This is a genomic window from Pseudomonas siliginis (genome assembly GCF_019145195.1).
Taxonomy (GTDB): Bacteria; Pseudomonadota; Gammaproteobacteria; order Pseudomonadales; family Pseudomonadaceae; genus Aquipseudomonas; species Aquipseudomonas siliginis.
Genome location: NZ_JAHSTW010000001.1, coordinates 517,375 through 543,779, shown reverse-complemented (window position 1 = coordinate 543,779; position 26,405 = coordinate 517,375). Strand labels below are relative to the sequence as shown.

The window sequence follows — 26,405 nt, the reverse complement described above, 5'->3', positions numbered from 1 at the left end:
TCGGTCGTGAGGCTCGCCAACTGCCTATGTCGTAACAGCAGGGCTGATCCGACCTGCCACCCAAAAGGACCTGTAGTGATGCTTGCTCGCACCTCCCGTCACAGTAACCGTATCCGGCCGATCAAACGTGGCGCGGGCGATCCCGCACAGTGGCTGCTCAAGCCATTGGCGCAAGCCGTCGCCTTGTGTCTGGTGGCCGGCAGTGCCGAGGCGGCGACAGCGTTCAGTTCCACCTGGTTTGCCGCGAAGGGCGCAGCGCAGCAGGCTTCGGCGTCGCGTCCGGGTGGGAGCGGTCTGCCGGGGATGACCCCACCGCTGGCACAGCAGCAACGGGCCAGCCAGCAGTTGCAGCGCTCTTTGCAGACGCTCAATAACACCGTGGCAGCGATTGCTGCTCAGCAGGCCGCACAAGCCGCTGGACGTGCCGCCGCATTGGGCAGTGTGCAAGTGGTTCCGGACGGATTGGGCGAGGGCGGCCTGAAGGTCGATAACAGCCTGAGCCAGGGCTGGATGAACGCCAAAGGCCCGCAACAAACCCAGGCCGACGGCAAGACCACGGTGAAGATCGAGCAGACCGCCGACAAGGCGATTCTCAATTGGGAAACGTTCAACGTCGGCCGCAATACCACAGTGGAATTTGCCCAGCAGGCCAACTGGGCGGTGCTCAATCGCGTCAACGATCCGAGCGCACGCGCCAGCCAGATTCAGGGGCAGATCAAAGCGGACGGCACGGTGATGCTGATCAACCGCAACGGCATCGTCTTCAGCGGTGGCAGCCAGGTCAATGTGCGAAATCTGGTAGCGGCAGCCGCGAACATGACCGATGCACAATTTCGCGATCGAGGTCTGTATTTCGACAGCACCGGCAGTCAGCCAACCTTTACCGACGCTGCTGGCAAAGTCCTGGTGGAGCGTGGCGCAGCCATACAAACGCATCAACCTGCGCTCTCCACCGACGCCGGCGGCTATACCTTGCTGCTCGGCCAGGACGTGCAGAACGACGGCTCGATCAGTACGGCCAAAGGTCAGACGGTGCTGGGTGCGGGGGACCGTTTCTATATCCGCAAGGGCTCGGGCACCGACGGTAATGGTTATTCAACCACCTTCGGCAGTGAGGTCATTCCCGGTTTCAAGGCTGACAGCTCGGGCAAAGTCAGCAACACCGGCCTGATCCAGGCATCCACCGGCGACATCACCCTGACCGGCCGCGACGTTATGCAAAACGGTGTGCTGCTGGCGAGCACTTCGGTGGCGACGCGCGGCACCGTGCATCTGCTCAATCCGGCCAGCGACGCCCAAGGCCGTGTGACCCTGGGCGAAAATGGCGTCAGTGCGATTCTGCTCGACAGCAGTGATCTCACGGCCCTGGACAGCCAGCGCGAGGCGGCGCTGACCGGCGTCAATGCCAACAACCGGATCCGCAGCGATCAGTCACGCATCGACATCGGCAGCGGCGGCACCGTCGAATTCAAAAGCGGTTCGATCACCCTTGCCACCGGTGGGCAGGTGGCAGTTGCCGCCGGACAGCGCAGTCTATTGCGCGAGGGGGCGGTGATCGACGTGTCCGGCGCCCTCGGCGTCAAAGTGGCGATGGCAAACAACAACATCAAGATCAACGTCCAGGGCAACGAGCAGCGTGATGCGCCGGTCAATCGCGAGAACGGCGCGCTCAACAGTAACGACATCTGGGTCGATGTCCGTGAGCTGGTATTCGTGCCGGCGGGCACCAACGGTTACGCCACCGACCGCTGGTACACCGCCGGTGGGTTGTTGGAGGTCGGCGGATACCTCGGCACTCAGGGCCACGGCGTTGGTGAATGGATGGCGCAGGGCGGTGAGGTGCGGTTTTCCGGAAAGGACGTGATCAGCGAAAAAGGTTCGCTGATCAATGTGTCCGGCGGCACGCTTGATGTGCAGGGCGGCGAGATTCGCCAGAGCTGGCTGCGCGGTGCGGACGGGCGGTTATACGAAGTGTCGCGTGCGCCGGGCGATATTCTCTACAACGGTCTTTACAAAGGTTACGAAAGTCACAGCGAGCGCTGGGGCCAGACGGATTATTTCTATAGCCCGCTGATCGCGCCGACGCGTCGCCAGGAAGCGGGGTACACCGTTGGCCGGGATGCCGGCCAGTTGGTGATCGCCACGGGCAACGCCGTGCTGGAAGGCCAACTGTTGGGTGAGGTGTTTCAGGGCGAACGGCAAATCCAGGCACCGCGGGCAGGTCTGGACGGCTATGCCCAGACTCAGACCGCCCGGGCGCGGCGAGGGCAGTTGGTGGTTGGCAGTTACGATGCTGCTTATGTCGCTGCCAGTGCCGGCCTGCTCTATCAACTCGACCCGTTGCTCGATCAGGTGCAAGTGGGGGGCGCGCATGCCAGCGTAGCGAACGCAGGGCTGACCGACGCGGTCGCGGCAGAACGCGCAGGCAAACTGTTCCTCGATGCCGGGCTGCTCAATGGTTTCGCGCTGGGCGCGCTGAAGATCTCGGCAAAAAACACGATTGAAGTCAATGAAGGCGTGACGGTTGATCACGGTGGCAACATCACCCTGTTCAGCCCTGACGTGCAGGTCAATGCCGATCTGATTGCGCAAGGCGGCAGCCTGCAATTGGGCAACGTTTTGAACCAGCTCGCCACCGATCGGCGTGATGACACCAGTCTGCAGGTTTCAGCAGGCAAGCAAGCGCGAGTGACGGTTGCGCAGGGTGTGCAGCTGCAGACACGCGGTCTGTGGCGCAACCTGTCGAGTAACCCGGACGACGCGGGCGGCCTGGCGTACCTCAATGGCGGGACGGTGTCGATCCGCAGTACCGGCGACATTCTGCTGGCCAGTGGCAGTCTGGTCGATGTTTCGTCGGGCGGCGCGGTATTGGCCAACGGCAAGACGCGTGGCGGCAAGGGTGGCGACGTGACGCTTGAATCCAGCGCCAACAGTGCACCAGGCCAGTCGCGCATGGTGCTCGATGGCGAGGTGCAGGGCTATGGCGTGAACGGCGGCGGCACCTTGACCGTGCAGGCCAGCAAGGTGCGGATCGGCGCTTCCGGCGAAGTGGCCGAAGAACAGACCTTGCGCCTGACGCCGGAGCTGTTCCGCACGGGGTTCAGCGCCTACAACATCATCGGTCTGAAGGGGCTGGAGGTCGCCGCGCAAAGCGCGATCGATGTGCAGATGCCGGTCTATCGATTTGGCGAATCCGCCTCGACCATTGTGTCCGGTATGTCGCCGCGCGCTGCGCTGGAGCTATGGACGCCCGCGTTATTCCAGGAAGACCCGCTCAAGGGCGTCTTGACGCAAAGGGCCGGCGCTTCTGTCGCATTGCAGGCCGGCGCGACGCTTGCTGGCTTGATTGATCCCGCCAGCAGTCCGTTGTCGATTGGCGAAGGCTCACGGATCAGTGTCGATCCCGGCCAGCGCATCGGTTTGCGCGGGGCAGGCCAGATCACGCTTGATGGTGAACTCAACGCCTGGGGCGGTATTGTCGATATCCGTCAACAGCAGTTCGGCGCGATTGATGTGGCGACGTCCTTGCAAGAGGCCGATCCGACCCCGCACAACCGTTCGATCTGGATCGGTGAACATGCCTTGATCGATGTCGCCGGTCGGGCAGCGACCGCCGTCGATGCGCTGGGCCGCGTCTACGGCCAGGTCGGCAAGGGTGGCTCGATCATTGTCGGTGGCGAGATCGATGTGAAGAAAATCACGGCGACCGCTGCCGATGCTTACGTCATCGTCCGCCAAGGTGCGCGACTGGAAGCGTCTGGTGCGCAAGCCGTGCTCGATAGCGGTGGGCAAGGCCCCGCTCGTGTGGCCACCGATGGCGGACGGATCACCCTGAGTTCCTACAATGGTCTGTTCATCGAGGGCAGTCTGCAGGCCAGTGCTGGCGGTGCAGGTGCGGCGGGCGGGCGTCTGGAGATCGCTCTGGATACACCGGCGTACGGTCCCGCGAACTTGAGCAATGCGGTGCGCGTGCCACGTGAAATGATCATTGCCCAAGGGCCAGCGCCGGCACTGCCGCAGCCGCTGCGAGCCGGTGAGGCTTCGCCACTTTTACGCTACGGGCGTACACGCTTGAGTGCCGATCAGCTGATGAGCGGTGGCTTCGACAGCGTGAGTCTGCTGAGCAACGGTCTGATGACGTTCGACGGCGATGTCGACCTGCACATGGGACAGGGCCTGAGCCTGTTCGCCGGTTCTCTTTCATTGGCAGAGTCGGCGAGTGACAGCGCCCGGGTCAACCTCAGCGCACCTTACCTGCGCCTGTCAGGGCTGGGCACCTATTTGAGCTCGGAAGTCAAAGTGCGTCCGCGGGTGATGAGCAATCCGACAGCGCAGTTGTCCGGCGCGCAATTCACCGCCAGCGCGAACCTGCTGGACGTGGGCAACTCGCTTTCATTCGGCACCGAAGGGACTCTGGTGCAATCGGCCGCACCGGCGCTGGCGGTCAGCCGCCGTGGCTTTGGTCTGGTCACGCTCGACAGCCAGGGCGACCTGCGCTTCCTCGCGCCAACCGATGAACAGCAGCGCAGCCGTCTGTGGACTGCGGGTGACATGCACATGCGGGCTGCGCAGATCTACCCGGCCAGCGGCGTCTCGGCTGAGGTGCGAGTGGGCTATCAGAGTATGGCCGGATCGGTGCCGGAGCATACGTTGCGTATCGGCAATCACGGGGCGGCGCCGACCGCTTTGCCTTACTCGGTGTTCGGCAGCCTGACACTCAGTGCGGGACAGATCGAGCAGGGCGGCGTCATTCGTGCGCCTTTGGGGCTGATATCCCTGGGTGATGACGTCATTGTCAAAACCCGTGAACTTCACCTTCTGCCGGGCAGCGTGACTTCAGTCAGCGCCGCCGGACTGGTCATGCCCTATGGAGGAACCACCGACGGTATCGACTATCGGTACAACGGTAAGTCGGTGATGTTGAATGGCATTGCCGGAGCGACCTCCGGGGTCATCCTTGATGCGCAATACACCAATGTGCAGGCCGGGGCGGTCATCGACCTTTCTGGCGGCGGCGATTTGCGCGGTGCCGGTTTTGTCTCCGGACGAGGTGGCTCCACCGATGCGCGTTTCAATCCGCTGGTACGCAATGCCACCGATGGCACCTTCAGTTTGCCGGGGCTGGCCAATAACCCCGTGTATGCAATCGTCGCCGGTGACCAGAGCCGCTATGCGCCGATGCTGGCCGAGGCCGGCGCGGTCGACCCGCGTATCGGCCAGCAGATCACCCTCGGGACCGGCGTTGCCGGACTGGCACCCGGCACCTACACCTTGTTGCCATCGACCTTTGCCTTGTTACCGGGCGCCTTCCGGGTCGAAATCAATGGTCAAGCGATTGCGGGGCCGATGGACAGTGCGTTGAAGTTGCGCAATGGCTCGTGGAGCACGGCCGGACAGCTGTCGATTGCCAACACCGGTATTCGCGACAGTTTGCCCAGCCAGGTCATCGTGACGTCTGCCGATGTGCTGCGGCGCTATTCACAGTACAACGAAACCGGGTTCAGCCAATTTGTGCTCAACGATGCTTCCCGCCGCGGTCTGCCGCGCGCCCGCACGCCGCTGGACGGCAACACGCTGCACCTGCGCATGGTCAGTGGCGGCGAGCACGACTCAGCCCTGGATTTCAACGGGCAGGTGCTGTTCAAACCTGCCAGCGGCGGGGTCATTGGTACGGCGGTCGTTCAGGGCGGTTATACCGGCGCAGAGTTTGAAATTCTCGGTGCCGGGCATACGCGAACGCCAGGGTTCGACGGTGTATCGCTGTACGCCGACACCCTCAACCGCTTGAATGCCGGACGTTTGACCATCGGTGGCACCCCAACTGTGTATTACGGTTCGGAGGGCGGCTCGATCAAGGTGATCGGCAATACCTCGGCGATTCGTCTGCGCGAAGGCGCGATCCTCTCGGCGCCAGAGGTTGTGCTGAGCAGTAACAGCGCCAATGGCGGCATCACCATCGATGCGGGAGCGGGCGTCAATACCTTGGGGCGAGGTAACGTTCCGTATGATGCCGCAGCCGGTTTCGTCTACGAACCGGGGCGCTCCAGCCTGCTGGTGGTGTCCAACGGCTGGACGCCGGTGCTTGCGCCCACCGATGGCGGGGGCGGGAGCATTCGTATCGGCAACTGTCCGACGGCCGATTGCACCGCTGCGGCGTTGCTGTACTCCAACGGCAGCATCATCGCCGCCACTGACAAAGACTTCGAGCTGGGCGAAAGCGTGCGCTTTGGCACTCGCCAACTCGGGCTTTCGGTCGGTGTGGTCAATGCCGGCAGTCCGCAAGCACTGGCCGCAGCCAGCGGCCGCACACCCGCGGGCCTGACGCTTAACCAGAACGTGCTGGATCGCCTGTTGCAGGGCGACACGCAATCTGGCGCCCCCGCGCTGGAAACCCTGAGTCTGGTGGCCCGCGATGCGTTCAACTTTTTCGGCAGCGTGACCCTCGACACCATTGATCCGCAGACCGGCCAGAGCCGTTTGCAGAATCTGATGTTGGGTAGCCCGGCCATCTACGGCTCGGGCGCTGCCACCGATGTCGCGACGATCCGCACCCGCAATCTGATCTGGAACGGGGCGACTCAGGCCCCGGGTACGGTGGTCAACGACGGCGCCGGCAACGGGCACGGCACGCTGGATATTCAGGCGCAGCGGATCGAATTGGGTTATGGCCCGAACCCGCAGCCCAATGGCCTGGATCGCAATAACCGACTGGCCCTGGGATTTGCCAACGTCAACTTCAACGCCAGCGAGCGCATCACCGCCAACCACAAGGGCAGTCTGGCGGTGTACGAATCCCAAGGAGCTTATGACGCGGTCAAGGGGTTCAGCTACAGCGGCGGCAATCTCAATCTGCGCACGCCATTGCTGACCGGCGAGGCCGCCTCGGTCAGTGAACTCAAGGCGGGCAACAACCTGACGCTGAGTGGTAGCGCCACAACGGCTGCCGCGGATGCCCTCGGTGCGCAACTGAGCCTGACGGCACGCAGTGTTGTGCTCGACAGTCGCATCGTCCTCGCCAGCGGCAAGCTGCTGGTCAATGCCGAGGATGATCTGCTGCTTGGCAGCGGCGCGCAGGTGGACATGGCGGGCCGGGTTCTGCCGTTCAATGATGTGCAGAAATACAGCTGGGGCGGCGACGTGTCGTTGCAGAGCAATAACGGCAATATTCGTCAGTTGGCGGGCTCGCGAATCGATCTGTCCGCCGTCAACAATCAGGCCGGGCAATTGAACGTTGTGGCCCTGGCCACTGACGCTGGACAGGTTGATCTGCAAGGGCAGATTGTCGGCAGCAGCAGTGGCTATTACGACGCGGGCGGTACGTGGGTGCCGTACAAGGCCGGTGGCGTGGACATTCGCGCCCAGCGCCTGGCGGGTGATTTGAGCCAGGCCTTTGCCAGCCTTAACCTGCGCTTGAATGCCGGCGGGGTAGTGGGCAGTCGAAGCTTCCAGTTCAAGCAGGGCAATCTGCGTATCGGTAACGAACTCAAAGCGGGCCAAGTCAATGTCTCGGTGGACAACGGCAACCTGACCGTGGACGGGGTGATCGATGCCAGTGGTGAACGGGTCGGCAGCATTCGCCTTGCCGGCAAAAACGGTTTGAACCTGACGGGCAACGCGCTGCTCGATGCCCATGGCCGCGTACTGCGCGTCGACAGCTACGGCAAAATCATCGATGCACCGAACCGCGCCATGGTTGAACTCAATTCAGGTGACGGCGTGCTGACGCTGGCCGCTGGTGCACGGATTGATCTGCGTCACGGCACCGATGCAGTGCCTGGAAACCAGGCGGGACAACGCGATGACGTGTTGCGTGGGACGCTGGAGCTGAATGCACCGCGCCTGGGCGGCGGTGACATTGCGGTGGATGCCAGCGGTACGTTGAGTATTCAAGGTGCCCGCTCCATCGGGCTGAATGCCGTGCGAAGTTACAGTGATGCTGCCGATGGCACCGATCCGGCGGCCAGCGGTCGCCCGTATCAAGTGATCGATCAAGCCTACCTGGATCGCATTCACTCAGACAGCAGCGGCTTTATCGATGCGGCGCTGGGTAACAGTGATCTGCTACAACGCAAACTGGCCGGCCTCAACAATTCGACCTATGCCGATGCGTTTCATCTGCGCCCGGGGGTGGAAATCGTCAGCAAAACCGCTGACGGCGATCTGGTGGTGCAGGGCGATCTCGACTTGTCCGGCTACCGTTACGCCAGCCTCAACCCGCACACTCGCCGGACCTCGGTGTATGGCAGCGGGGAAGCGGGCAGCCTGTTGATCCGTGCCGGTGGCAACCTCGATATCTACGGCAGCATCAACGACGGTTTCGCACCGCCGCCGGAAACCGTGGACGACGCCGGCTGGAAACTGTTGCCGGGGATACAGCCTTTCGGCGGTGACCTGATCGTACCGGGCAGTGGTGTCAGCCTTGCCGAAGGGACGCTCTTTCCGGTTGGTGCCACCTTGAATTACGACCTGCCGATTCAAGCCGCCACACTGGCCGCGGGCACGGTGTTGCCGGTTCAGAGCACTTTGGCCGCACCTTACGTGTTACAGGGTGGAACGGTGCTGGCCGGCGATGTGCATGACGCGGCGGGTAACCTGATGTATGCCGCCGGTACGTTGCTCGACAATGCTGTGACCCTGCCGACCGGCAGTCGTTTGGGTGCAGGTATCCGCTTGAACAACGCCACCGCACTGCAGGCCCTGCTCTGGCCCAAAGGCGTGCCGCTGCCGGGTGCGGTTGATGCCGACAATAAAACGGTGGGTGTTGTGTTGAACGGAACGTTGGCGCTGTTGCGGGGTTCGCTGATCCCCTCCATGACCAACGTGAAGCTCGCCGATGGCACGGTATTCCTCGACCTGCGTCCTGCCAATGGAAACCAGCAAGGTCGAAACTGGGCGATCGCCAGCATGCTGCCGGCGGGCAGTGCGTCGTGGTCGATGCGCATGGTGGCAGGGGCCGATCTGACCGCGGCCGACAGCCGTAGCGTGAAACCTCAGGCCAGCGTTGGCAACTTGCAGATGGCCGACACTCACTATGGTGTGAGCATGATCGAGGTGGCCGGCAAACTGGTCTGGGCGGTGGATAACGAGTATGGCTTTACACCGTACGAACCGGTTCCCGAGGAATACCTTGTGCTCTGTGATATCGCTCCCGGTTCTTGCGCGCCCATGGCGCGCAGTGTGTGGGCGCCTGGCAACTGGATGGGCATGCCGGATTACACACCGATGAACGATGACGAATTGTTCTGGTGCTCCATCGACCCGGCACTGTGCATTGAAAACAATCCGAGCAAGAGCGCCCAGGCCCACACGCAGATGTTCAGCGTTTTGCGTACTGGCACCGGCGACCTGGACTTGATGGCGGCCGGTAACCTGAGCATGGCCTCACCTTTCGGCGTCTACACCGCCGGCACCCAATCGGCAGACGTCGACGCGCGTTATAACCAGCCCCGCGGAAGGCTGTCGGCTGATGGCTCGGTATTGGGCAGCGCTGGCAGCGATTACGAAAAATGGGTCGATGGCGGCAGTGCCAACCTCTATCAGGCCTGGTATCCGCAGATGGGCGGTAACCTGACGATCAATGCCGGCGGGTCTGTGTCGGGTGACGTGCTTGGCCGTCGCTCGGTCGCCACGGGCGACGGTACGCGGGAGCAGGTGCCGAGTGTGGCGGTGGGCAATTGGCTCTGGCGCCAGGGCACCGGCAACAACGATGTACCGACTGCCTGGTGGATCAATTTCGGCAGCTACGCTGCGCAGCCATTGCCAGCGCTGGGCGAGGAAACCAGACCTTATCTGGTGGGCTTTACCGGGTTCGGTACGCTGGGCGGCGGCAACATCAGTCTGAGCGCCGGCGGGGATGCTGGCATGCTCAAGGCCATGGGCGACGACAGGTATGCGTCGTACCCTCGCAGTCAGGGGTTGATCGTGGCTGTCGGCAGCACGGGCCGCGTGGACAGTGACGGGAACTTGCAACTGACCGGTGGCGGAGACCTGGATATTCGTCTGGGCGGTGTCCTTAATCCGTCTCTGCAGGCACGTGCCGGCCTGGCGGGTACCGGCACGCCGACGCACGACTTGCAGGGCGCGCTCATCAACCTGCGCGGTGCGGCGCAACTGACGGGCGCCGCGCTGGGCGGCATCAATCTGCAGTACGGCGCCTCGGCGCTGTTTCATGACCCACGGGAAACGCGCGCCTTCGACCCGTTCAACTCGACGGCCAGTAATGCCAGTGGTGGGCTGGTGCTGATTCCCGGTGACTCCGGCATGCGCCTCAACACCCGCGGCGATCTGGTGTTGGGTGGCGCCGCCGATCCGGGCCGCGTGAGGTTGCAGAACTCCACACCGTTTACCACGGCGGATGGCATTTACCATGCCGGTGGCGGTTTGAGTGGTTTCTCGCTGTGGACCGATCACACGGCCATCGATTTGTTCTCGGCCGGCGGCAACCTGACGCCCAGCACCCAGTTGATGGAAACCACCGGGCAGGACCCCGTCGCCGGGCTTAACGGGTCACCGACCGATGACCGCTTCGTCTTTCCTTCGATATTGCGTGCCGTGGCCGGCCAGGGCTCGATTTATGCGGGACCATCAGCGGCCTACGGCATAGGCAACCCGGCGCCGGCTCTGGCCTGGTCATTGCTGTTGGCACCTTCCAGCGCGGGGCAGCTTGAACTGATCGCTGGGGATTCGATCTATGCCGGCGGCTACGCCATCAACCAGTCAGGGGCCAGCCCGGCGGCGCTCGCCACACCGTTTGCACCCGCGTTCAATGGCTACGGCAACAACCAGTCCGCTCGGCCGATCACGACCAACGCCGGCAGCGATGGTGTGCTGGCGCAAACCAATTCGCGCTATCCACTGTTTGCCTTTGGTCCCGATAGCTACTCGGGGTTGAGCAGTGTTCAGGGGCCGGCGCGCTTCTATGCACTGACCGGTGACCTGGTAGGAATTCGCACGGGCGAAACGCTGGCGTTCGCGACCACGAAGCGCACCTGGTATGAATCGGCAGGCCCGGTGTGGATGGTGGCGGGGCGTGACATCGTGGCGTCCGGTACCAATTTGGGGCAACCCACGTTTGCGCCCGTTGGGGGCATGAGTCGAAATAACGAACAGATCGCGTCTACCGGCAATCTGTTCGTGCATAACGATGCGCGCGACATTTCGCGGGTTTCGGCCGGGCGAGACATTCTCTACAGCAGCTTCGACATTGCCGGTCCGGGTGTTCTGGACGTCAATGCCGGGCGCAATATCCTGATGGAAGATCGCGCCAGCATCACCAGCCTCGGTCCTGTCGTGGCAGGCGATCAGCGCCCCGGTGCGAGCATTGTGATGCAAGCGGGTGCGGGCGCGCAGGGGCCGGATTACTCACGCTTCATTGCGCGTTATCTGAACCCGCAAAACGTAGCGGATTCAGCGGTGGCCCTGAGCGCGCAACCGGGCAAAGTGGTCAAGACCTACGTCGAAGAACTGCAGAGCTGGCTGAGCCTGGGTTATGGCTTCAAGGGTGGCGACGAACAGGCGCAAGCGTTCTTCGCCGCACTGCCGAGTACCGAGCAGGCGATCTTCGCCCGGCAGGTGTACTTCGCCGAATTGCGTGCCGGCGGCCTGGAATACACCGATGCCAGTGGCCCGCGCACCGGCAGTTACTTGCGCGGTCGCAACGCCATTGCGGCGCTGTTCCCGACCACTGATGTCGCCGGCAATCCGATCCGTTACGACGGCGATATCACGATGTACGGCGGCGCCGGGGTCAAGACGCTGTTTGGCGGCGATATCCAGATGCTCACACCGGGCGGTGGTCAGGTGTTCGGCATCGAAGGCGCGGCGCCGCCGTCGACGGCGGGGATCATCACCCAGGGTTCGGGCGATATACAGTTGTACTCGCAAGGCAGCATTCTGCTCGGCCAGAGCCGGATCATGACTACGTTCGGCGGCTCGATTCTCGGCTGGTCCGCCGAGGGCGATATCAACGCCGGTCGCGGCTCGAAAACCACCGTGGTCTACACCCCGCCAAAACGTGTCTACGACACCTGGGGCAACGTCACGCTGTCGCCGTCGGTGCCGAGTACCGGTGCCGGTATCGCCACGCTCAACCCGATCGCCGAAGTGGCGCCGGGCAACATTGACCTCATTGCGCCACTGGGCACCATCGATGCCGGCGAGGCGGGGATTCGCGTGTCGGGCAACGTCAACATCGCCGCGCTGACGGTGGTCAACGCCGCGAACATTTCGGTGCAGGGCAAAGCGACCGGCGTGCCGGTGGTGTCGGCGGTGAACACCGGCGCAATTACCTCGGCCAGTTCGGCAGCATCCTCCGCCACCCAAGCGGCGGAAGACGTCGCCCGGCAGCAACAGGCAGCGGCGCGGCAGAACCAGGCCTCGGTGTTCAACGTGCAGGTACTCAGCTTCGGCAACGAGCAACTGGCACCGTCGCGCGATGGCGCCAGTCGCACGCCGGCGACCGGTTACAACCCGGACAGCCCGGTGCAGGTGCTCGGTGCCGGGGCATTGGATGAACAGGCTAAGCAGCAGCTGACCGAAGAAGAGCGTGGGCAGCTGACGTTGTAAATGACTCTCGTGCAGTACGTTTGGGCGGCCGGTTGGCCGCCTTTTTTTATGAATGGTTATGGATATTTTTTACGGGCGTGCAACACGGTCAGAATTTTGATGTGGTCTGTCACCTGATAGACCAGTAAATAATTCGAGTTGATGACCATTTCGCGAGTGCCCGGTATTCGGCCGGAGCGGAAACCATGCGGTATCCAGGAAAGCCTTCGCGCTGCGGCGCTGAGCCTTTGGTGCAGTGCAACTGAAGCGACAGTGTTGCGTTGTTCTACGTATTCGATGATGTCAGCCAGGTCTCCAAGAGCCGGTTTACTCCAGCTAACCGGCAGCGCGTCGATTCTTGCGTCTCTCTTCCAGCATCTGACCTAGCAGCACCATTGCCTCATCGTGGGGGATAGGCGGACGTGGATCATCAAGTGCGGCTTGTACCTTGGCGCGATACCAAAGATCGTAATCCGCAGCCTCTTCTTCGGTTTCGAAGTCTGAAACGATAAGTGAAAGTTCAGCGCTCATCATGACCTCCATGATCAATGTGAAGCAGTCTAAGGGGATGTGGGCTCGTTGTCGTCACTGGCGGGACGAGGGAGACATCATCCGCAAACAGACTATGCAAATCTGTCAGACGCTTCGCTTGTGATGCACGTGAAGTCGATCAGCTGTGTAGTTCAATTCTGTAGGAAATCAGCTTTTGGTCATCGGGCTGACAGCCGCCGCTCAAAGCCGCGGCCACAGCCACGCTGCACTCAGTTACCGTCTGCAACTTTACGCTCGATCTCATCGACTTTGCGCTGCAGCTCTTCAGCTTCCTGCTCTTTAACTCGAGTGGAAGACGGCGTGATGATTTTGTCCACGCCTTCGGTTTTGCCGTCGCGGTCCTGCAGATCGCGCTCGACCACATTCACCGGTTTGCCGCTGGCATCGGTGGGTGGGGCGTTGGGAGTTTTGTCGTCGTTGGGGTTCATGGCGCTGGCCTCCTGTGGGTGTACATATTGGAGACAGCGCGGCGGCAGACGTTCGAAATTTTTCAGCGCCAGTGCCCTCTCCCGCAGGAGAGGGCGCTGCGGCTTTTTTCAGTCCTTGAGAATGTCGCGATCCTTGGTTTCCGGGAGGAAGAAGGTGCCGAGTATTGCCGTCGCCACTGCAATCACGATCGGGTACCACAGCCCGTAGTAGATATCGCCGGTGGCGGCGACCATGGCGAAGGCCACGGTCGGCAGGAAGCCGCCGAACCAACCGTTACCGATGTGGTAGGGCAGCGACATCGAGGTGTAGCGGATGCGCGTCGGGAACAGTTCGACCAGCCACGCGGCGATCGGGCCGTAGACCATGGTCACGTAGATCACCAGCACGGTCAGCAGAAGCAGCATCATTGGGTAATTGATTTTTGCCGGATCGGCTTTTTCCGGGTAACCGGCCTCTTTCAACGCTGCGCCGAGGTTGGCGGTGAAGGCGTCGTTGCGGGCCTTGAAGTCGGCGGCTGCGAGGGCGCTGCCTTCGAAACTCTCGATGACGCGATCACCGATGCGCACCTGCGCCACCGTGTTCGGTTCGGCGGCGACGTTCTCGTACGGAATCGCGCGTTTCGCCAGCAAGGTTTTCGCCAGGTCACAGGAGCTGGTGAATCTGGCCTTGCCCACCGGATCGAACTGGAACGAGCACTGCTCGGGACTGGCGATGACCTTGACCGGGTTTTTCTCCTGAGCGACGAACACGTCCGGATTGCCGTACTGGGTCAGCGCAGTAAAGATCGGGAAGTAGGTCAGCGCCGCCAGGATGCAGCCGGCCATAATGATCGGCTTGCGCCCGATGCGATCAGACAGGCTGCCGAAAATCACGAAGAACGGTGTGCCGATCAGTAGCGATCCGGCGATCAGCAGGTTGGCGGTCTGCGCGTCGATCTTCAATGTTTGCAGCAGGAAGAACAGCGCATAGAACTGCCCGGTGTACCAGACCACTGCTTGCCCGGCCGTGCCTCCGAGCAGCGACATGATCACCACTTTGAGGTTGTCCCAGCGTGCAAAGGATTCGGTCAGCGGCGCTTTCGAGGCCTTGCCTTCGTCCTTCATTTTCTGGAATACCGGCGACTCGCTCAGTTGCAGGCGGATGTACACCGACACGGCCAGCAGAATGATCGACAGCAGAAACGGAATCCGCCAGCCCCAATCCTCGAACGCCTCGTTACCCAGCGCGGTGCGACAGGCGAGAATCACCAGCAAGGACATGAACAGACCGAGGGTGGCGGTGGTTTGAATCCACGAAGTGAAAAAGCCACGGCGGTTGCGTGGCGCGTGCTCGGCCACGTAGGTCGCCGCGCCGCCGTATTCGCCGCCCAGTGCCAGGCCTTGCAGCAGACGCAGGGTGATCAGAATCACCGGGGCGGCGACGCCGATGGTGGCGTAGCCGGGCAGGAGACCGACGATTGCTGTGGACACGCCCATGATCACAATGGTGATCAGAAACGTGTGTTTGCGCCCGATCATGTCACCCAGGCGCCCGAAGACGATGGCGCCGAACGGCCGCACCGCAAACCCGGCGGCGAAGGCCAGCAGGGCAAAGATGAACGCGGTGGTTTCGTTGACGCCGGCGAAGAAGTGTTTGGCGATGATCGCCGCCAGTGAGCCGTAGAGGTAAAAGTCGTACCACTCGAAAACCGTGCCCAGCGAGGAGGCGAAGATGACCTTGCGCTCCTCCTTGGTGATGCCGCCGCTGCGCGGTGGCGTGCCGGTGGATGCTGTGTCGATTGTGGCCATGGGTGTTCTCCGTCGTGCTTATTGTTGTAGGCCGGAGTCCCCCGTTACTGCCTGTCGCACTCTGGCCCGTTGGCATCTGCCGCCGTTGCTCTAGCGTGAAGCTTGCACAGTCTGACCGCCTCGCAGGGCTGCAAGGTTTCCTGAAGCATAATCAGCTTTTGCCAGATATCCACTCGGCCTACGCTTTGACCCAACGCTGCCGGCTCCAGGCGCTCAACCAATCGACCAGAAACACCAGCAACAGCATCGCCAGAATCACCGTACTGGCCTGGGCTTCCTGGAACAGGCTGAGGCTGACATACAGCATCTGGCCCAGGCCGCCGGCGCCGACGAAACCGAGCACGCTGGCCATGCGGATGTTGTTTTCCCAGCGATACAGGCAGTAGGCGAGCAGTTGCGGGGCGAGGTTCGGCAGGGTGCCGTAGCAGAACGCGAGAAGCGGATTGCCGCCCTGCAAGCGAATCGCCTCGGCGGGTTGCGGCGGGGTGTTTTCCAGCGCTTCGGCGAACAGCCGACCGAGTACGCCGGTGGTGTGCAGAGCGAGGGCGAGGGTGCCGGCGTTTGGCCCGAGACCGGCGGCGAGCACCATCAGCGCCGCCCAGACCAGCTCCGGAATCGCCCGCAAGCCGTTGAGCAGCAGACGCGCCGCGCTTTGCAGCGGCCAGCCGAAACGCCCGGCAGCGGGCAGCGCGAGGACGATGCCGAACAGCGCCGCAAGCAGGGTGCCGAGGGCTGACATAGCGAGAGTTTCCAGCGAACCGTGGGCGATGGCTTTCAGGTAGCCGGCGCTCAAGTCGGGACTGAGGAAACGCTGCACATAACTGCCCATCTGCTTGAGGCTGTTGGCGCTGCCGAGTTCGGCAAGATCCAGTTCCAGATAGGCAAAAGAAGCGGCCACCGCGACCGCAATGGCGGCGAGCAGCAGCAGGTTGATCAGGCGCCTCATGTCAGCCTCCAGCGCAGCAAGCGGCTGAGTTGATCGGCGCACAGCACCAGCAGCAGGAACGTCAGCAACATGCTGGCGACTTCACCGCCGGCAAACATGCGGATCGACAGGTCGATCTGTTGCCCCAGCCCACCGGCTCCGACAAAGCCCATCACCACCGAGGCACGGATCGCGCACTCCCAGCGGTAGACGGTGTAGGAGAGCAATTCGGCGGCGACATTCGGCAACGTGCCGTAGGCAAACGCCGCCAGTCGACCGCTGCCGGCCTGCAACAACGCATGCGCCGGGCGTTGGTCGGTGGATTCGAAAATTTCTGCGTAGACCTTGCCGAGCATGCCGCTGTAGGTGATGGCGATGGCCAGCACGCCCGCCGCCGGCCCGAGGCCGACCGCGCGCACGAACAACAGCGCCCAGACGATCTCCGGCACGCTGCGCAAAAAGATCAGCAATCCGCGTACCGGCCAGCGCAGCAAGCGCCCGGGCAGGCTCGGCACGCCGCCCCGTGACGCCGCCGAGAGCGACAACGCGCGGCTGGCGATCAGACTTGCCGGCACCGCCAGCAGCAACGCCAAGGCCATGCCCGCCGTGGCAATCGCCAGGGTTTGCAGGGTGGCTTTGAGCAGCAGTTGCAGGAACGCTTGATCATGCGCGGGTGGCCAGAATGCCGAAACGAAACGGCCCATTTCGTTCTGGCTATCGGCCTGAAACAGCACGCCCAAGTCCAGCTCGCTGAGCTGAATGCCCGGCCACAGCAGGGCCAGCGCCAGCAGCGTCAGCAACAATCGCGGCCACGCCGCCGGGTCCCGTGAATCGGCTTTCAGCATCGCGGAATCTGCACAATCAAAGGCGCGACCGCTGGTGCAGGCGATTGCAGTTGTTCATTGGCGTACAGCGCATCGAGCTTGTCGCGGCTGACTTGATCGGATGGGCAATCGAAAAGAATCTGCCCGTCGCGCAAGCCAATGATCCGTGGAAAGTGCGCCAGCGCCAGATCCACCGCGTGCAGGCTCGCCACCAGCGTGACGTTGTGCTCGCGAGCATGGCGCGAAAGGATCGACAGCGTATGGCCGGCAAGCACCGGGTCCATGGCCGAGACAGGTTCGTCGGCAAGCAATATTTCCGGCGCCTGATACAGCACTCGCGCAATGCCGACGCGCTGCAATTGCCCGCCGGACAATTGCTGGCAATGGGCGAACAGTTTGTCGCCCAAGTCCAGCCGCGCCAACGCCGCGCGGGCGCCAGCCACATCCAGCGGATGCAGCAGATTCAACAGACTTTTACCCAGACTCCACTGGCCAAGTTTGCCGGCCAGCACCGCCGTAATCACCCGCTGACGCGGTGGAATCGGCGGCGCTTGATGCACCAGGCCGATGCGCGCGCGCAGCCGCTGCCGCTGGCGCGCCGATAAGTGCCAGGCGCGTTCACCGAGCACTTCGATGTCGCCACTGCTGGGCTTGAGCGCGGTGGCCAGCAGATTGAGCAGGCTCGACTTGCCCGCGCCGGACGGGCCGATGATTGCGACCTGTTCGCCGGCACCAATCTGCACGTCGATGTTGCGAAGGGCATCGACGCCATTGGCATGGCGCAGGCTGCCCTGGGTGAGGCGTAGGGTCATTTCAGCAGTTCGGCGGCGCGGGCGGCTTCCTCGATGCCCTTGTAGTTCTCGGGCTTGGTCTCGATGAAACGACTGGCGGCCTGCAGATCGAGAATTTTCTTCTGCTCAGGATTGGCCGGGTCGAGGTTGAGGAAGGCTTGCTTGATCTTCGCGGCCAGCTTCGGATCAAGGGTGCCGCGCACAGTCCAGTTGTAATCGAAGTAGGTCGGGGTGGTGGCGAAGACTTTGACCTTGTTGGTGTCGACCTTGCCGGCGTCGACCAGTTTCTGCCAGACGCTGGCGTTCAACACACCAGCGTCGACCTTGCCGGCCTGCACCCAGGCAACGGTGGCGTCATGCGCGCCGGAGTAGGCGACGCGGCTGAAGAAGCCCTCAGGCTTGATGCCGTCGTTTTTCAGCATGAAGTAACGCGGCATCAGGCTGCCCGAGGTGGACGACACCGAACCGAAGGCGAAGGTTTTGCCCTTCAGGTCGGCGAGGCTTTTCACGTTCGGGTCGGCGGTGATGAATTTGCTGGTGAACTGCGCGTCCTGCTCGCGCTGCACCAGCGGGATCACTGGCGTGGTGGCGTCGGTCTTCAAGCGTGCCTGCACAAAAGTGAAACCGCCGAGCCAGGCCATGTCGAGGCGATCGGTGGCCAGCGCTTCAACCACCGCCGGGTAGTCGGCGACAGGCACAAACTGCACCTTCATGCCCAACTGCTGTTCAAGATAAGCGCCCAACGGTTCGAACTTGCGCAGCAACTCGGTCGGGGCTTCGTCGGGAATCGCGCTGACGCGCAACACATCAGCGGCTTGCGTCATCAGGGCAGAAAAAGACAGCGCCAGACCGGCGGTGAGGGCGAGGGTACGCTTGAACATAGAATTCTCCGTTTCGTAAGCGTCAACATTCGAAGGGCAGCCGCTACCGGGCGGCGCGCCACGTCAGGGTAGACGAAACGGCGAGGTTATACGCATTCGCGAGGAGATTGGCCAGCCTCCGTGCCGGCGCGGTGTGTCTGTTTGTGTACGGTTGCGGTCAAGCCGCCTCGGGCAATTTGGCAATCACCTTGATCTCGAAATCGAAACCCGCCAGCCAGGTCACGCCGACAGCGGTGATGGTCGGAAACGGCGCTTCGCCCCAGAACTCCGGCACCACAGTCCAGATCGTTTCGAACGTCGAGTGCGGATCGACCATGAACACGGTGACATCCACCGCATCATCGAAGCTGCAACCGGCCGCAGCGAGGATCGCGTTGAGGTTGTGGAAGGCGGTGCGCACCTGATCGCGCAGATCGGCCTCGGGCGAGCCATCCTCACGGCTGCCGACTTGTCCGGAGACAAACAGAAACCCGTTGGAGCGAATCGCCGGCGAGTAACGGTGACGCTCATACAGGGCGTGGGGGGCGGGTGGGAATACTACATCGCGCTTGGACATGGGGCTGACTCCATCAGTGGTTGATGGAGTGACTTTAGGTATTTGCAGCTGCCGGATAAACGCGCAAGCTTGGCGTTCACTGTTTGCAAATTCCAAACAATCGAGAGGCGCGGATGGACCGGTTCGATGCGATGCAGGCCTTTGCCCGGGTGGTCGAGGCGGGGAGTTTCACCAAAGCTGCCGAAACCTTGCACATGAGCAAGACCACGGTGACGCAACTGGTGCAGCAACTGGAGGCGCGGCTGCGGGTCAAGCTGCTCAATCGCACCACGCGCAAGGTCAACGTCACCGCCGATGGTGCGGCTTATTACGAGCGGGTGATCAAGTTGCTGGCCGACATGGACGACGCCGAAACCAGCCTGCCCGGTGCCGCCGCACGGCCACGCGGGCGCTTGCGCATCGACGTGCCGAGCCCGTTCGCGCGGCACATTCTGGTCCCAGCCTTGCCGGAGTTTCACGCGCGCTACCCGGACATCCAGATCGACATGGGCGTCAGCGACCGCATCGTCGACATCATCGATGAGAACGTCGATTGCGTGGTGCGCGGCGGCGAGCTGCTCGATCAATCGCTGAGGGCGCGCAAGCTAGCCGATCTGCCCTTGGGGGTATTTGCCGCGCCGGCTTATCTGGCTCGCGAAGGTACGCCCGACCATCCACGCGAGCTGGAAGACTCCCATCATCGGGTGGTCGCGTTTCTTTGGGCTCGCACTGGTAAACCTCTTCCGTACACGTTGCACAATGGCACCGAGCGCCTGCAGATCAAGGGCCGGCATGTGCTTGCGGTAGATGACGGCAATGCCTATCTGGCGGCGGGGCTCGCCGGTATGGGTGTGCTGTGGTTGCCCACGTATATGGCCGATGCGCATGTCGCGCGCGGAGAGCTCGTGCCGTTGTTTGAGGGCTGGCGCCTGGAAAGCATGCCGCTATACGTCGCGTATCCGCCGAACCGGCATGTCAGCGTGAAGTTGCGGGTGTTTATCGACTGGATTGTGGCGTTAATGGCGTAGGGCTCTGGTGCGCTTATTGCTTTACGTGAAGGCAGGTCGTCAGAAAAACAACCAACCCGGCGACCCGAACGTGCTCGTGATGAGAGGTGCACGTTCGACCCAAGGAGCTATGCGCGTAATGAATATGTACATCGATATCGTCGGCGCCTGCAATTTGAGCTGCCCGTCATGCCCGATGGGTAATTCGGAAAATGCCAATTTCAAGAAAGCTATGCAGCTCGATATGTTCACGCAGATTGTCGATAAGGCACGGCGTGAAGGGGTCAAGGCGATCTTTTTGTACAACTGGACCGAGCCGTTGATTCACCCGCGCATCGGTGAGTTCGTTGAAATCATTAACGCTGCAGGTCTGCAAAGCGGCATCAGCTCCAACCTGAACCTGGCCAAGAACATTGAAAGCGCGATGCTCGCCAATCCCTGGTTCTTCCGTGTCTCCCTGTCCGGGTTCCACCAGGATACCTACCGCCAAGGGCATGTCGGCGGCGACATCGAAGTGGTCAAGCAGAACATGATCAAGCTGCATGACCTCAAGCAGCGTCACGGCCTGAATACGCTTATCGAGGTCTATTACCACCGCTATCTGGATAACCTCGAAGAAGAGGGGCTGATGCGCGAGTTCAGCGAGCGCCTGGGTTTCAATTTCTCCACCGGCTACTCGGTGATGATGCCGCTGGAAAAAACCTTCGCCATCGTCGAAGAAGATGCATCGGTCACCGACACGGACCGGGAAACCCTCAAGCGCCTGGCGTTGCCACCGTATGCAGACCTGGTCAATCTGGTCAAGCAATACCCTAAACAGGCGTGCACCCTGAAAGATGATTGGCTGGTACTCGATTGCAATGGCAATACTGTGCTGTGCTGCACGATTTTCAATCAGTCTGAATACAGCGTCGGCAAGTATCTGGACATGCCGGTGCAGGAATTGATGAGTCGCAAATCCACGCAAAAGAACTGCGTGGACTTGTGCAACCGCTGCGCGAAGAACGGTCTGCACATCTACTCCGCATCGCCCAACAAGGGACCGCTGGAAAGTCATGCGGTCAATCGCATCATCGACTTTCAACGACGCACGATTCTCGAACAGCCGATCGATAGCGAACGTCTGGGCCGTACAGGTGAAGTCAGCGCCGAGCATTTCGATGAGGCTCAATATCTGCGACTCAACGCCGACGTAAAGACTGCAATCGCCACAGGCGCCTTCTCCAGTGGCTATCAACACTACGTCCTGTTCGGGCGCCTCGAAGGTCGGCTCGGGGCTGGGTTGAATACGATCGTTTGAGATACCCGGGGCGACGGCCATGGGTTGTTTGAATGTGTGGCCCGATGACGTGATTGACTCTTTACCGGTTCCGGCCAACTATCGGCGCACAACAATGTGACCGATGGATTGAAACTTGACCGAACGACGCCAATTCAGCGGAGGCATGAAGGGGAAAAACCTCCGCTATCTGAATGAGCAAAGCGATGACGCGCAGTTGACGCGCACCGGTTTTCTGCTGCTCGAACACTTTTCGCTACCGGCCTTTACGCAGACGCTGGACGCCGTGGTGACTACCAATCTGTTGCGCCCGGGGCTGTTTACCTCGCGCACCTTCGGGCTGGGTGAGGGCGAGGTCATCAGCGACCTGGGGCTGGTGATCCGCCCCGATGCGCGTCTGGACTCAGCAGCGCTCGAGGAATTGGATCTGTTGGTGGTCTGCGGTGGTTATCGCACTGAACTGCGAGCGAGCGATGGGTTTGTGCACTTGCTCAAACTGGCGGCGGAACGGGGCGTCAGTCTGGCCGGGTTGTGGAACGGTTCGTGGTTTCTCGGCCGCGCCGGTTTGCTCGACGGCTACCGTTGCGCGATTCACCCGGAACATCGCCCCGCGTTGACGGAAATTGCCAAGGCTACGCACGTCAGCAGCGAGCCTTATGTGATCGACCGCGACCGTCTCACCGCGTCGAGCCCGTCGGGGGCTTTCCACATGGCGCTGGACTGGATCAAAAGTTTGCACGGCAAAGCGCTGGTCGAGGGCGTCGAGGACATTCTGGCGTTTGAGGAATCGCGCTACAGGCGGATCAAACCGGACGAAAACATCTGCGTCAGCGCGCCGTTGCGGGAAGTGATCAAGCTGATGGATGCCAACCTCGAAGAGCCGCTTGAGCTGGAACAACTGGCGGTCTACGCCGGCCGCTCACGGCGCCAGCTCGAGCGCTTGTTCAAGGAACAACTGGGCACCACGCCGCAGCGCTATTATCTGGAGCTGCGCATCACCGAAGCCCGCCGCCTGCTGCAACATACCGAGCTGTCGCAGGTGGAAGTATTGGTGGCTTGCGGTTTTGTCTCACCGAGCCATTTCAGCAAGTGCTACAGCTCGTACTTCGGTTATCGGCCTTCGAAGGAAAAACGGCTGGTCAAATAGATCCAGCCGTTTTAATACCCTGAGGGATTTCTTCAGAGATGGTCGGCATCCACCACTGCCTGGGCGAATGCCTTCGGAGCCTCTTGAGGCAAATTATGTCCGACCCCACCCTCAATCAACCGGAACTGATATTTGCCGGTAAAGCGCTTGGCATAGTCCTCAGGCTTGGGATGTGGCGCACCATTGGCATCGCCTTCCAGGGTAATCGTCGGAACGCTGATCGACGGTGCAGTCGCAAGCTTCTCTTCCAGCGCGGCATATTTCGCTTCACCCTGCACCAGGCCCAGACGCCAGCGGTAGTTGAACACGGTGATCTCGACGTGATCGGGGTTCTGCAATGCCTTGGCGCTGCGGTCGAAGGTAGCGTCGTCGAACTTCCACTGCGGCGACGCCAGTTGCCAGATCAGTTTGGCGAAGTCGTGGGTGTTCTTTTCATAGCCGGCACGGCCGCGTTCGGTGGCGAAGTAGAACTGGTACCACCACTGCAATTCGGCTTTCGGCGGCAGCGGGTTTTGCCCGGCGGCCTGGTTGCCTATCAGGTAGCCGCTGACCGCCACCAGCGCTTTCACGCGCTCTGGCCACAAGGCCGCGACGATGTCCGCCGAACGCGCGCCCCAGTCGTAGCCGCCCAGCACTGCTTGCTTGATCTTCAGTGCGTCCATGAAGTCGATCACGTCGCTGGCCAGCGCCGCCGGTTGGCCGTTGCGCAGGGTGTTTTTGGACAGGAACTGCGTGTCGCCATAACCGCGTGCATACGGCATCAGCACGCGGTAACCCTTGGCCGCGAGCAGTGGTGCGACATCGTCGTAGCTGTGAATGTCGTAGGGCCAGCCGTGCAGCAGAATCACCACTGGGCCATCAGCGGGGCCGGTTTCGGCGTAGGCCACGTCGAGCAAGCCAGCCTTGATGTGCTTCAGCGGGCCGAAAGGCGAGGGCGCGGAATAGCTCACGGCGGCGGGTTCTGTGGTTTGCGCCTGAGCGCTGCCGACGGCGCCGAACAGTGACAGCGCCAGGACTGACAAGCCGAGCGCGGCGGTGATTTTAGAGGTGTGCAGAGCCTGTGTCATGCTGACGTCTCCTTTGCGAGCCTGTGGCCAAGGGGCTGGATGAACCCTTGAAACCTTGGGTGCATTGAAGCGTGGCGAGGTATCTGCTCTGTGTCCCCAGAGAGCGTATTTGCATTGGGTTGTGTAGCAGCGGGGCGCGTACACAGTGTGATACATGGCGATGAAACGGTGAGTTTTCGCGCGAAAATAATAAGTCGCTGTTTTAAAACAAAAAATATTTCATCTCGGGCTTCCCAAACGATATGAATGTTGTTAAATTGCGCCCCGTTCTCACAGCGATCCTAACGGAGCCGCTGACCAGAGCTACAGGGGCGTCGCCAAGCGGTAAGGCAGCAGGTTTTGATCCTGCCATGCGTTGGTTCGAATCCAGCCGCCCCTGCCATCTACGAAAAAACGCCAACTTCGCAAGAAGTTGGCGTTTTTTTATGCCTGCGATTTACCGCGTTTGGAGCCAAGCAGGCGTGCGCGATGCCGAAGCACCGCGCACGCCGGTCACTCAGTGCGGTGCGCGCGGGATGGTTTTCATCAGGTCTTCGGGGCTGATGTGGCCGACCACGCTGCCCGGCTGCGGCAGGTTGAGGATGTGGCCTTTCATCTTGCCGATGATGTGCATCTCGCACGGCTTGCAATCGAACTTCAACGTCAGCACTTCATCGCCGTGGATCAACTGCATCGGCGCGACCTTGGTGCGCACGCCGGTCACGCCTTTGGCCTGTTTCGGGCACAGGTTGAAGGAGAAACGCAGGCAGTGCTTGGTGATCATCACCGGCACTTCGCCTGGCTCTTCGTGAGCTTCGTACGCCGCGTCGATCAGCTTGACGCCGTGACGGTGGTAGAAGTCGCGGGCCTTCTGGTTGTAGACGTTGGCGAGGAAGGTCAGGTGCGAATCCGGGTACACCGGCGGCGGCGTGGTTTCGGCCTTGCGGCTGCCACGCGGATGCGCGGCGACACGTGCCGCAGTCAGCGCTTCGATCACTTCGCGACGCAGCGACTTGAGCTGCGAGTTGGGAATGAAGAACGCTTGCGGCGCATCCAGCTTGATGTCGGTGGCGTGATACTGCGTGGTGCCGAGCTGGCCGAGCAGGTCGCGCAGTTGCTCCAGCGCCTGCTCCGGCTTGTTGGCGACGCCGAACGGCCCGTTGAGGGTGACGCTGGCGCTGATGCCTTCTTCGCTGGTCGCGGTCACTTCCAGCTGTTCTTCGCGCAGACGGGCGAACCAGCTCAGGGCCACGCGACGTTCTGAAGAGGTCTTCTGCAACGCCTGCTGCCAGTTGTGATCAAGGTTGCGATTGAGCGGGTGGCTTGGGCGCAGCTTGAACAGGCCTTCGGGCATTTCGTTCGGCTCGACGCGGTAGCGGTAGCGCTTCTCGCCGTCTTCTTCGAACTCGCCTTTGGCCTCGGCGATGTTGGCGCGGAAACCGACCACTTCGCGTTTGACCAGTACGTTCAGACCGTCACCGTTAGACAGCGGCTCATGGGTGACAACCTGCATGTCACGCTTGCCGACTTTTTCCACCGTACCGACCGGCAGGCCGGTGAAGGTGGGCGAATCGAAGGCGCCGATGTCGATCTTGCGATCGGTAACGAAGTAATCGGTGCTGCCACGGTGGAAGGTCTTTTCCGGGTCGGGCAGGAAGAAATGCACGGTGCGGCCGCTGGAGGCGCGGGCCAGGTCAGGGCGGTCTTCGAGCACGTCGTCCAGACGCTGGCGGTAATAGGCAGTGATGTTCTTCACATAGCCCATGTCCTTGTAGCGACCTTCGATCTTGAACGAACGCACGCCTGCTTCGACCAGCGCGCGGATGTTGGCGCTCTGGTTGTTGTCTTTCATCGACAGCAGGTGCTTTTCGTAAGCGATCACGCCACCCTTTTCGTCTTTCAAGGTGTACGGCAAGCGGCAAGCCTGGGAGCAGTCGCCCCGGTTGGCGCTGCGGCCGGTCTGCGCGTGGGAAATATTGCACTGGCCGGAGAAGGCCACGCACAGCGCGCCGTGGATGAAGAACTCGATGGCCGCGTCGGTTTCATCGGCGATGGCGCGGATTTCTTGCAGGTTCAGCTCACGGGCCAACACCAGCTGCGAGAAACCGGCCTGATCGAGGAACTTCGCTCGCTCGAGGGTGCGGATGTCGGTCTGGGTCGAGGCGTGCAGCTCGATCGGCGGAATGTCCAGCTCCATTACGCCCAGGTCCTGGACGATCAGCGCATCGACGCCGGCGTCGTACAACTGATGGATCAGCTTGCGCGCCGGCTCCAGTTCGTTGTCGTGCAGGATGGTATTGATGGTGGTGAAAATACGCGCGTGGTAACGGCGGGCGAACTCGACCAGTTCGGCGATTTCGCTGACTTCGTTGCAGGCGTTGTGGCGTGCGCCGAAGCTCGGGCCGCCGATGTACACGGCGTCAGCGCCATGCAGGATGGCCTCGCGGGCAATGGCGACATCGCGGGCAGGGCTGAGCAATTCCAGGTGATGCTTGGGCAAGGACATAGTTTTTTTAGTCAGGCGGTCACGGGCAAGGGGCGCATTGTACCTGTGAAACACCTGGGCGGCATCAGCGTGCCGATATCAGGTACGAAGGACCTAGCACAATACGAGGCAATGCATAACTGTAAAGTCTGTCAGTTGTCCGCCCGCGTCCAA

The 26,405-nt window shown here is 61.8% G+C and carries 15 protein-coding genes and 1 tRNA gene; 5 read left to right on the top strand and 11 right to left on the bottom strand.

All coding sequences use genetic code 11. The features are described from left to right. Positions 1 to 78 precede the first annotated feature (78 nt). Positions 79 to 12,564, top strand: a complete 12,486-nt coding sequence (locus KVG87_RS02295) for a filamentous hemagglutinin family protein (protein ID WP_217848984.1) — start codon at positions 79 to 81, stop codon at positions 12,562 to 12,564. Between the two features lie 56 nt (positions 12,565 to 12,620). Here the strand turns inward: KVG87_RS02295 and KVG87_RS02290 are convergent, their stop codons facing one another. From KVG87_RS02290 to KVG87_RS02250, 9 genes are all read right to left on the bottom strand, one after another. After that, complete coding sequence (locus KVG87_RS02290; protein ID WP_252878180.1) at positions 12,621 to 12,842, bottom strand: type II toxin-antitoxin system RelE/ParE family toxin; 222 nt, start codon at positions 12,840 to 12,842, stop codon at positions 12,621 to 12,623. A 37-nt stretch (positions 12,843 to 12,879) separates the two neighbouring features. Further along, positions 12,880 to 13,074, bottom strand: a complete 195-nt coding sequence (gene relB / locus KVG87_RS02285; protein WP_056789559.1) for a type II toxin-antitoxin system RelB family antitoxin — start codon at positions 13,072 to 13,074, stop codon at positions 12,880 to 12,882. 230 nt (positions 13,075 to 13,304) lie between these two features. Beyond that, positions 13,305 to 13,523, bottom strand: coding sequence for a hypothetical protein (locus KVG87_RS02280; protein ID WP_056789562.1), 219 nt, complete (start codon positions 13,521 to 13,523; stop codon positions 13,305 to 13,307). Between the two features lie 108 nt (positions 13,524 to 13,631). Next, entirely contained in the window at positions 13,632 to 15,311 is a 1,680-nt protein-coding gene (locus KVG87_RS02275) for an MFS transporter (RefSeq protein WP_076562618.1), read from the bottom strand. A gap of 178 nt (positions 15,312 to 15,489) precedes the next feature. After that, positions 15,490 to 16,257, bottom strand: coding sequence for a phosphonate ABC transporter, permease protein PhnE (gene phnE / locus KVG87_RS02270; protein WP_024013148.1), 768 nt, complete (start codon positions 16,255 to 16,257; stop codon positions 15,490 to 15,492). Further along, the gene (locus KVG87_RS02265) at positions 16,254 to 17,081 is read right to left on the bottom strand and encodes a PhnE/PtxC family ABC transporter permease (protein ID WP_024013147.1); all 828 of its coding nucleotides are present in this window, start codon (positions 17,079 to 17,081) and stop codon (positions 16,254 to 16,256) included. The genes phnE and KVG87_RS02265 overlap by 4 nt, the downstream gene beginning before the upstream one ends. Next, complete coding sequence (locus KVG87_RS02260) at positions 17,075 to 17,872, bottom strand: phosphonate ABC transporter ATP-binding protein (RefSeq protein ID WP_110600328.1); 798 nt, start codon at positions 17,870 to 17,872, stop codon at positions 17,075 to 17,077. Before KVG87_RS02260 ends, KVG87_RS02265 begins: the two co-directional genes overlap by 7 nt. Next, positions 17,869 to 18,732, bottom strand: a complete 864-nt coding sequence (locus tag KVG87_RS02255) for a putative selenate ABC transporter substrate-binding protein (RefSeq protein ID WP_217848982.1) — start codon at positions 18,730 to 18,732, stop codon at positions 17,869 to 17,871. The genes KVG87_RS02260 and KVG87_RS02255 overlap by 4 nt, the downstream gene beginning before the upstream one ends. Before the next feature lie 157 nt (positions 18,733 to 18,889). Beyond that, entirely contained in the window at positions 18,890 to 19,288 is a 399-nt protein-coding gene (locus tag KVG87_RS02250; protein ID WP_217848981.1) for a RidA family protein, read from the bottom strand. 113 nt (positions 19,289 to 19,401) lie between these two features. Between KVG87_RS02250 and KVG87_RS02245 the strand changes: the two genes are divergently transcribed. From KVG87_RS02245 to KVG87_RS02235, 3 genes are all read left to right on the top strand, one after another. After that, on the top strand, positions 19,402 to 20,295 hold the full coding sequence (locus KVG87_RS02245) for a LysR family transcriptional regulator (RefSeq protein WP_217848980.1): 894 nt from the start codon (positions 19,402 to 19,404) through the stop codon (positions 20,293 to 20,295). 118 nt (positions 20,296 to 20,413) lie between these two features. Next, a complete protein-coding gene (locus KVG87_RS02240) occupies positions 20,414 to 21,574 on the top strand; it encodes a radical SAM protein (protein ID WP_217848979.1) in 1,161 nt (386 codons plus the stop codon). A 115-nt stretch (positions 21,575 to 21,689) separates the two neighbouring features. Next, positions 21,690 to 22,700, top strand: coding sequence for a GlxA family transcriptional regulator (locus KVG87_RS02235; protein ID WP_217848978.1), 1,011 nt, complete (start codon positions 21,690 to 21,692; stop codon positions 22,698 to 22,700). Positions 22,701 to 22,732: 32 nt separating this feature from the next. On the opposite strand, the gene KVG87_RS02230 is transcribed toward KVG87_RS02235, so the two are convergent. Then, complete coding sequence (locus KVG87_RS02230; RefSeq protein ID WP_217848977.1) at positions 22,733 to 23,767, bottom strand: alpha/beta fold hydrolase; 1,035 nt, start codon at positions 23,765 to 23,767, stop codon at positions 22,733 to 22,735. A 307-nt stretch (positions 23,768 to 24,074) separates the two neighbouring features. Here KVG87_RS02230 and KVG87_RS02225 point away from each other — a divergent pair. Next, positions 24,075 to 24,149, top strand: a tRNA-Gln gene (locus tag KVG87_RS02225). Between the two features lie 114 nt (positions 24,150 to 24,263). On the opposite strand, the gene KVG87_RS02220 is transcribed toward KVG87_RS02225, so the two are convergent. Further along, complete coding sequence (locus tag KVG87_RS02220; RefSeq protein ID WP_056789588.1) at positions 24,264 to 26,252, bottom strand: peptidase U32 family protein; 1,989 nt, start codon at positions 26,250 to 26,252, stop codon at positions 24,264 to 24,266. Positions 26,253 to 26,405: the final 153 nt, after the last annotated feature.

Bases quoted from the DNA above. Each gene is read 5' to 3' on its own strand.
- KVG87_RS02295 (WP_217848984.1), top strand. From the start codon at position 79: ATGCTTGCTCGCACCTCCCGTCACAGTAACCGTATCCGGCCGATCAAA.
- relB (WP_056789559.1), bottom strand. From the start codon at position 13,074: ATGAGCGCTGAACTTTCACTTATCGTTTCAGACTTCGAAACCGAAGAA.
- KVG87_RS02280 (WP_056789562.1), bottom strand. From the start codon at position 13,523: ATGAACCCCAACGACGACAAAACTCCCAACGCCCCACCCACCGATGCC.
- KVG87_RS02275 (WP_076562618.1), bottom strand. From the start codon at position 15,311: ATGGCCACAATCGACACAGCATCCACCGGCACGCCACCGCGCAGCGGC.
- phnE (WP_024013148.1), bottom strand. From the start codon at position 16,257: ATGAGGCGCCTGATCAACCTGCTGCTGCTCGCCGCCATTGCGGTCGCG.
- KVG87_RS02265 (WP_024013147.1), bottom strand. From the start codon at position 17,081: ATGCTGAAAGCCGATTCACGGGACCCGGCGGCGTGGCCGCGATTGTTG.
- KVG87_RS02260 (WP_110600328.1), bottom strand. From the start codon at position 17,872: ATGACCCTACGCCTCACCCAGGGCAGCCTGCGCCATGCCAATGGCGTC.
- KVG87_RS02255 (WP_217848982.1), bottom strand. From the start codon at position 18,732: ATGTTCAAGCGTACCCTCGCCCTCACCGCCGGTCTGGCGCTGTCTTTT.
- KVG87_RS02250 (WP_217848981.1), bottom strand. From the start codon at position 19,288: ATGTCCAAGCGCGATGTAGTATTCCCACCCGCCCCCCACGCCCTGTAT.
- KVG87_RS02245 (WP_217848980.1), top strand. From the start codon at position 19,402: ATGGACCGGTTCGATGCGATGCAGGCCTTTGCCCGGGTGGTCGAGGCG.
- KVG87_RS02240 (WP_217848979.1), top strand. From the start codon at position 20,414: ATGAATATGTACATCGATATCGTCGGCGCCTGCAATTTGAGCTGCCCG.
- KVG87_RS02230 (WP_217848977.1), bottom strand. From the start codon at position 23,767: ATGACACAGGCTCTGCACACCTCTAAAATCACCGCCGCGCTCGGCTTG.
- KVG87_RS02220 (WP_056789588.1), bottom strand. From the start codon at position 26,252: ATGTCCTTGCCCAAGCATCACCTGGAATTGCTCAGCCCTGCCCGCGAT.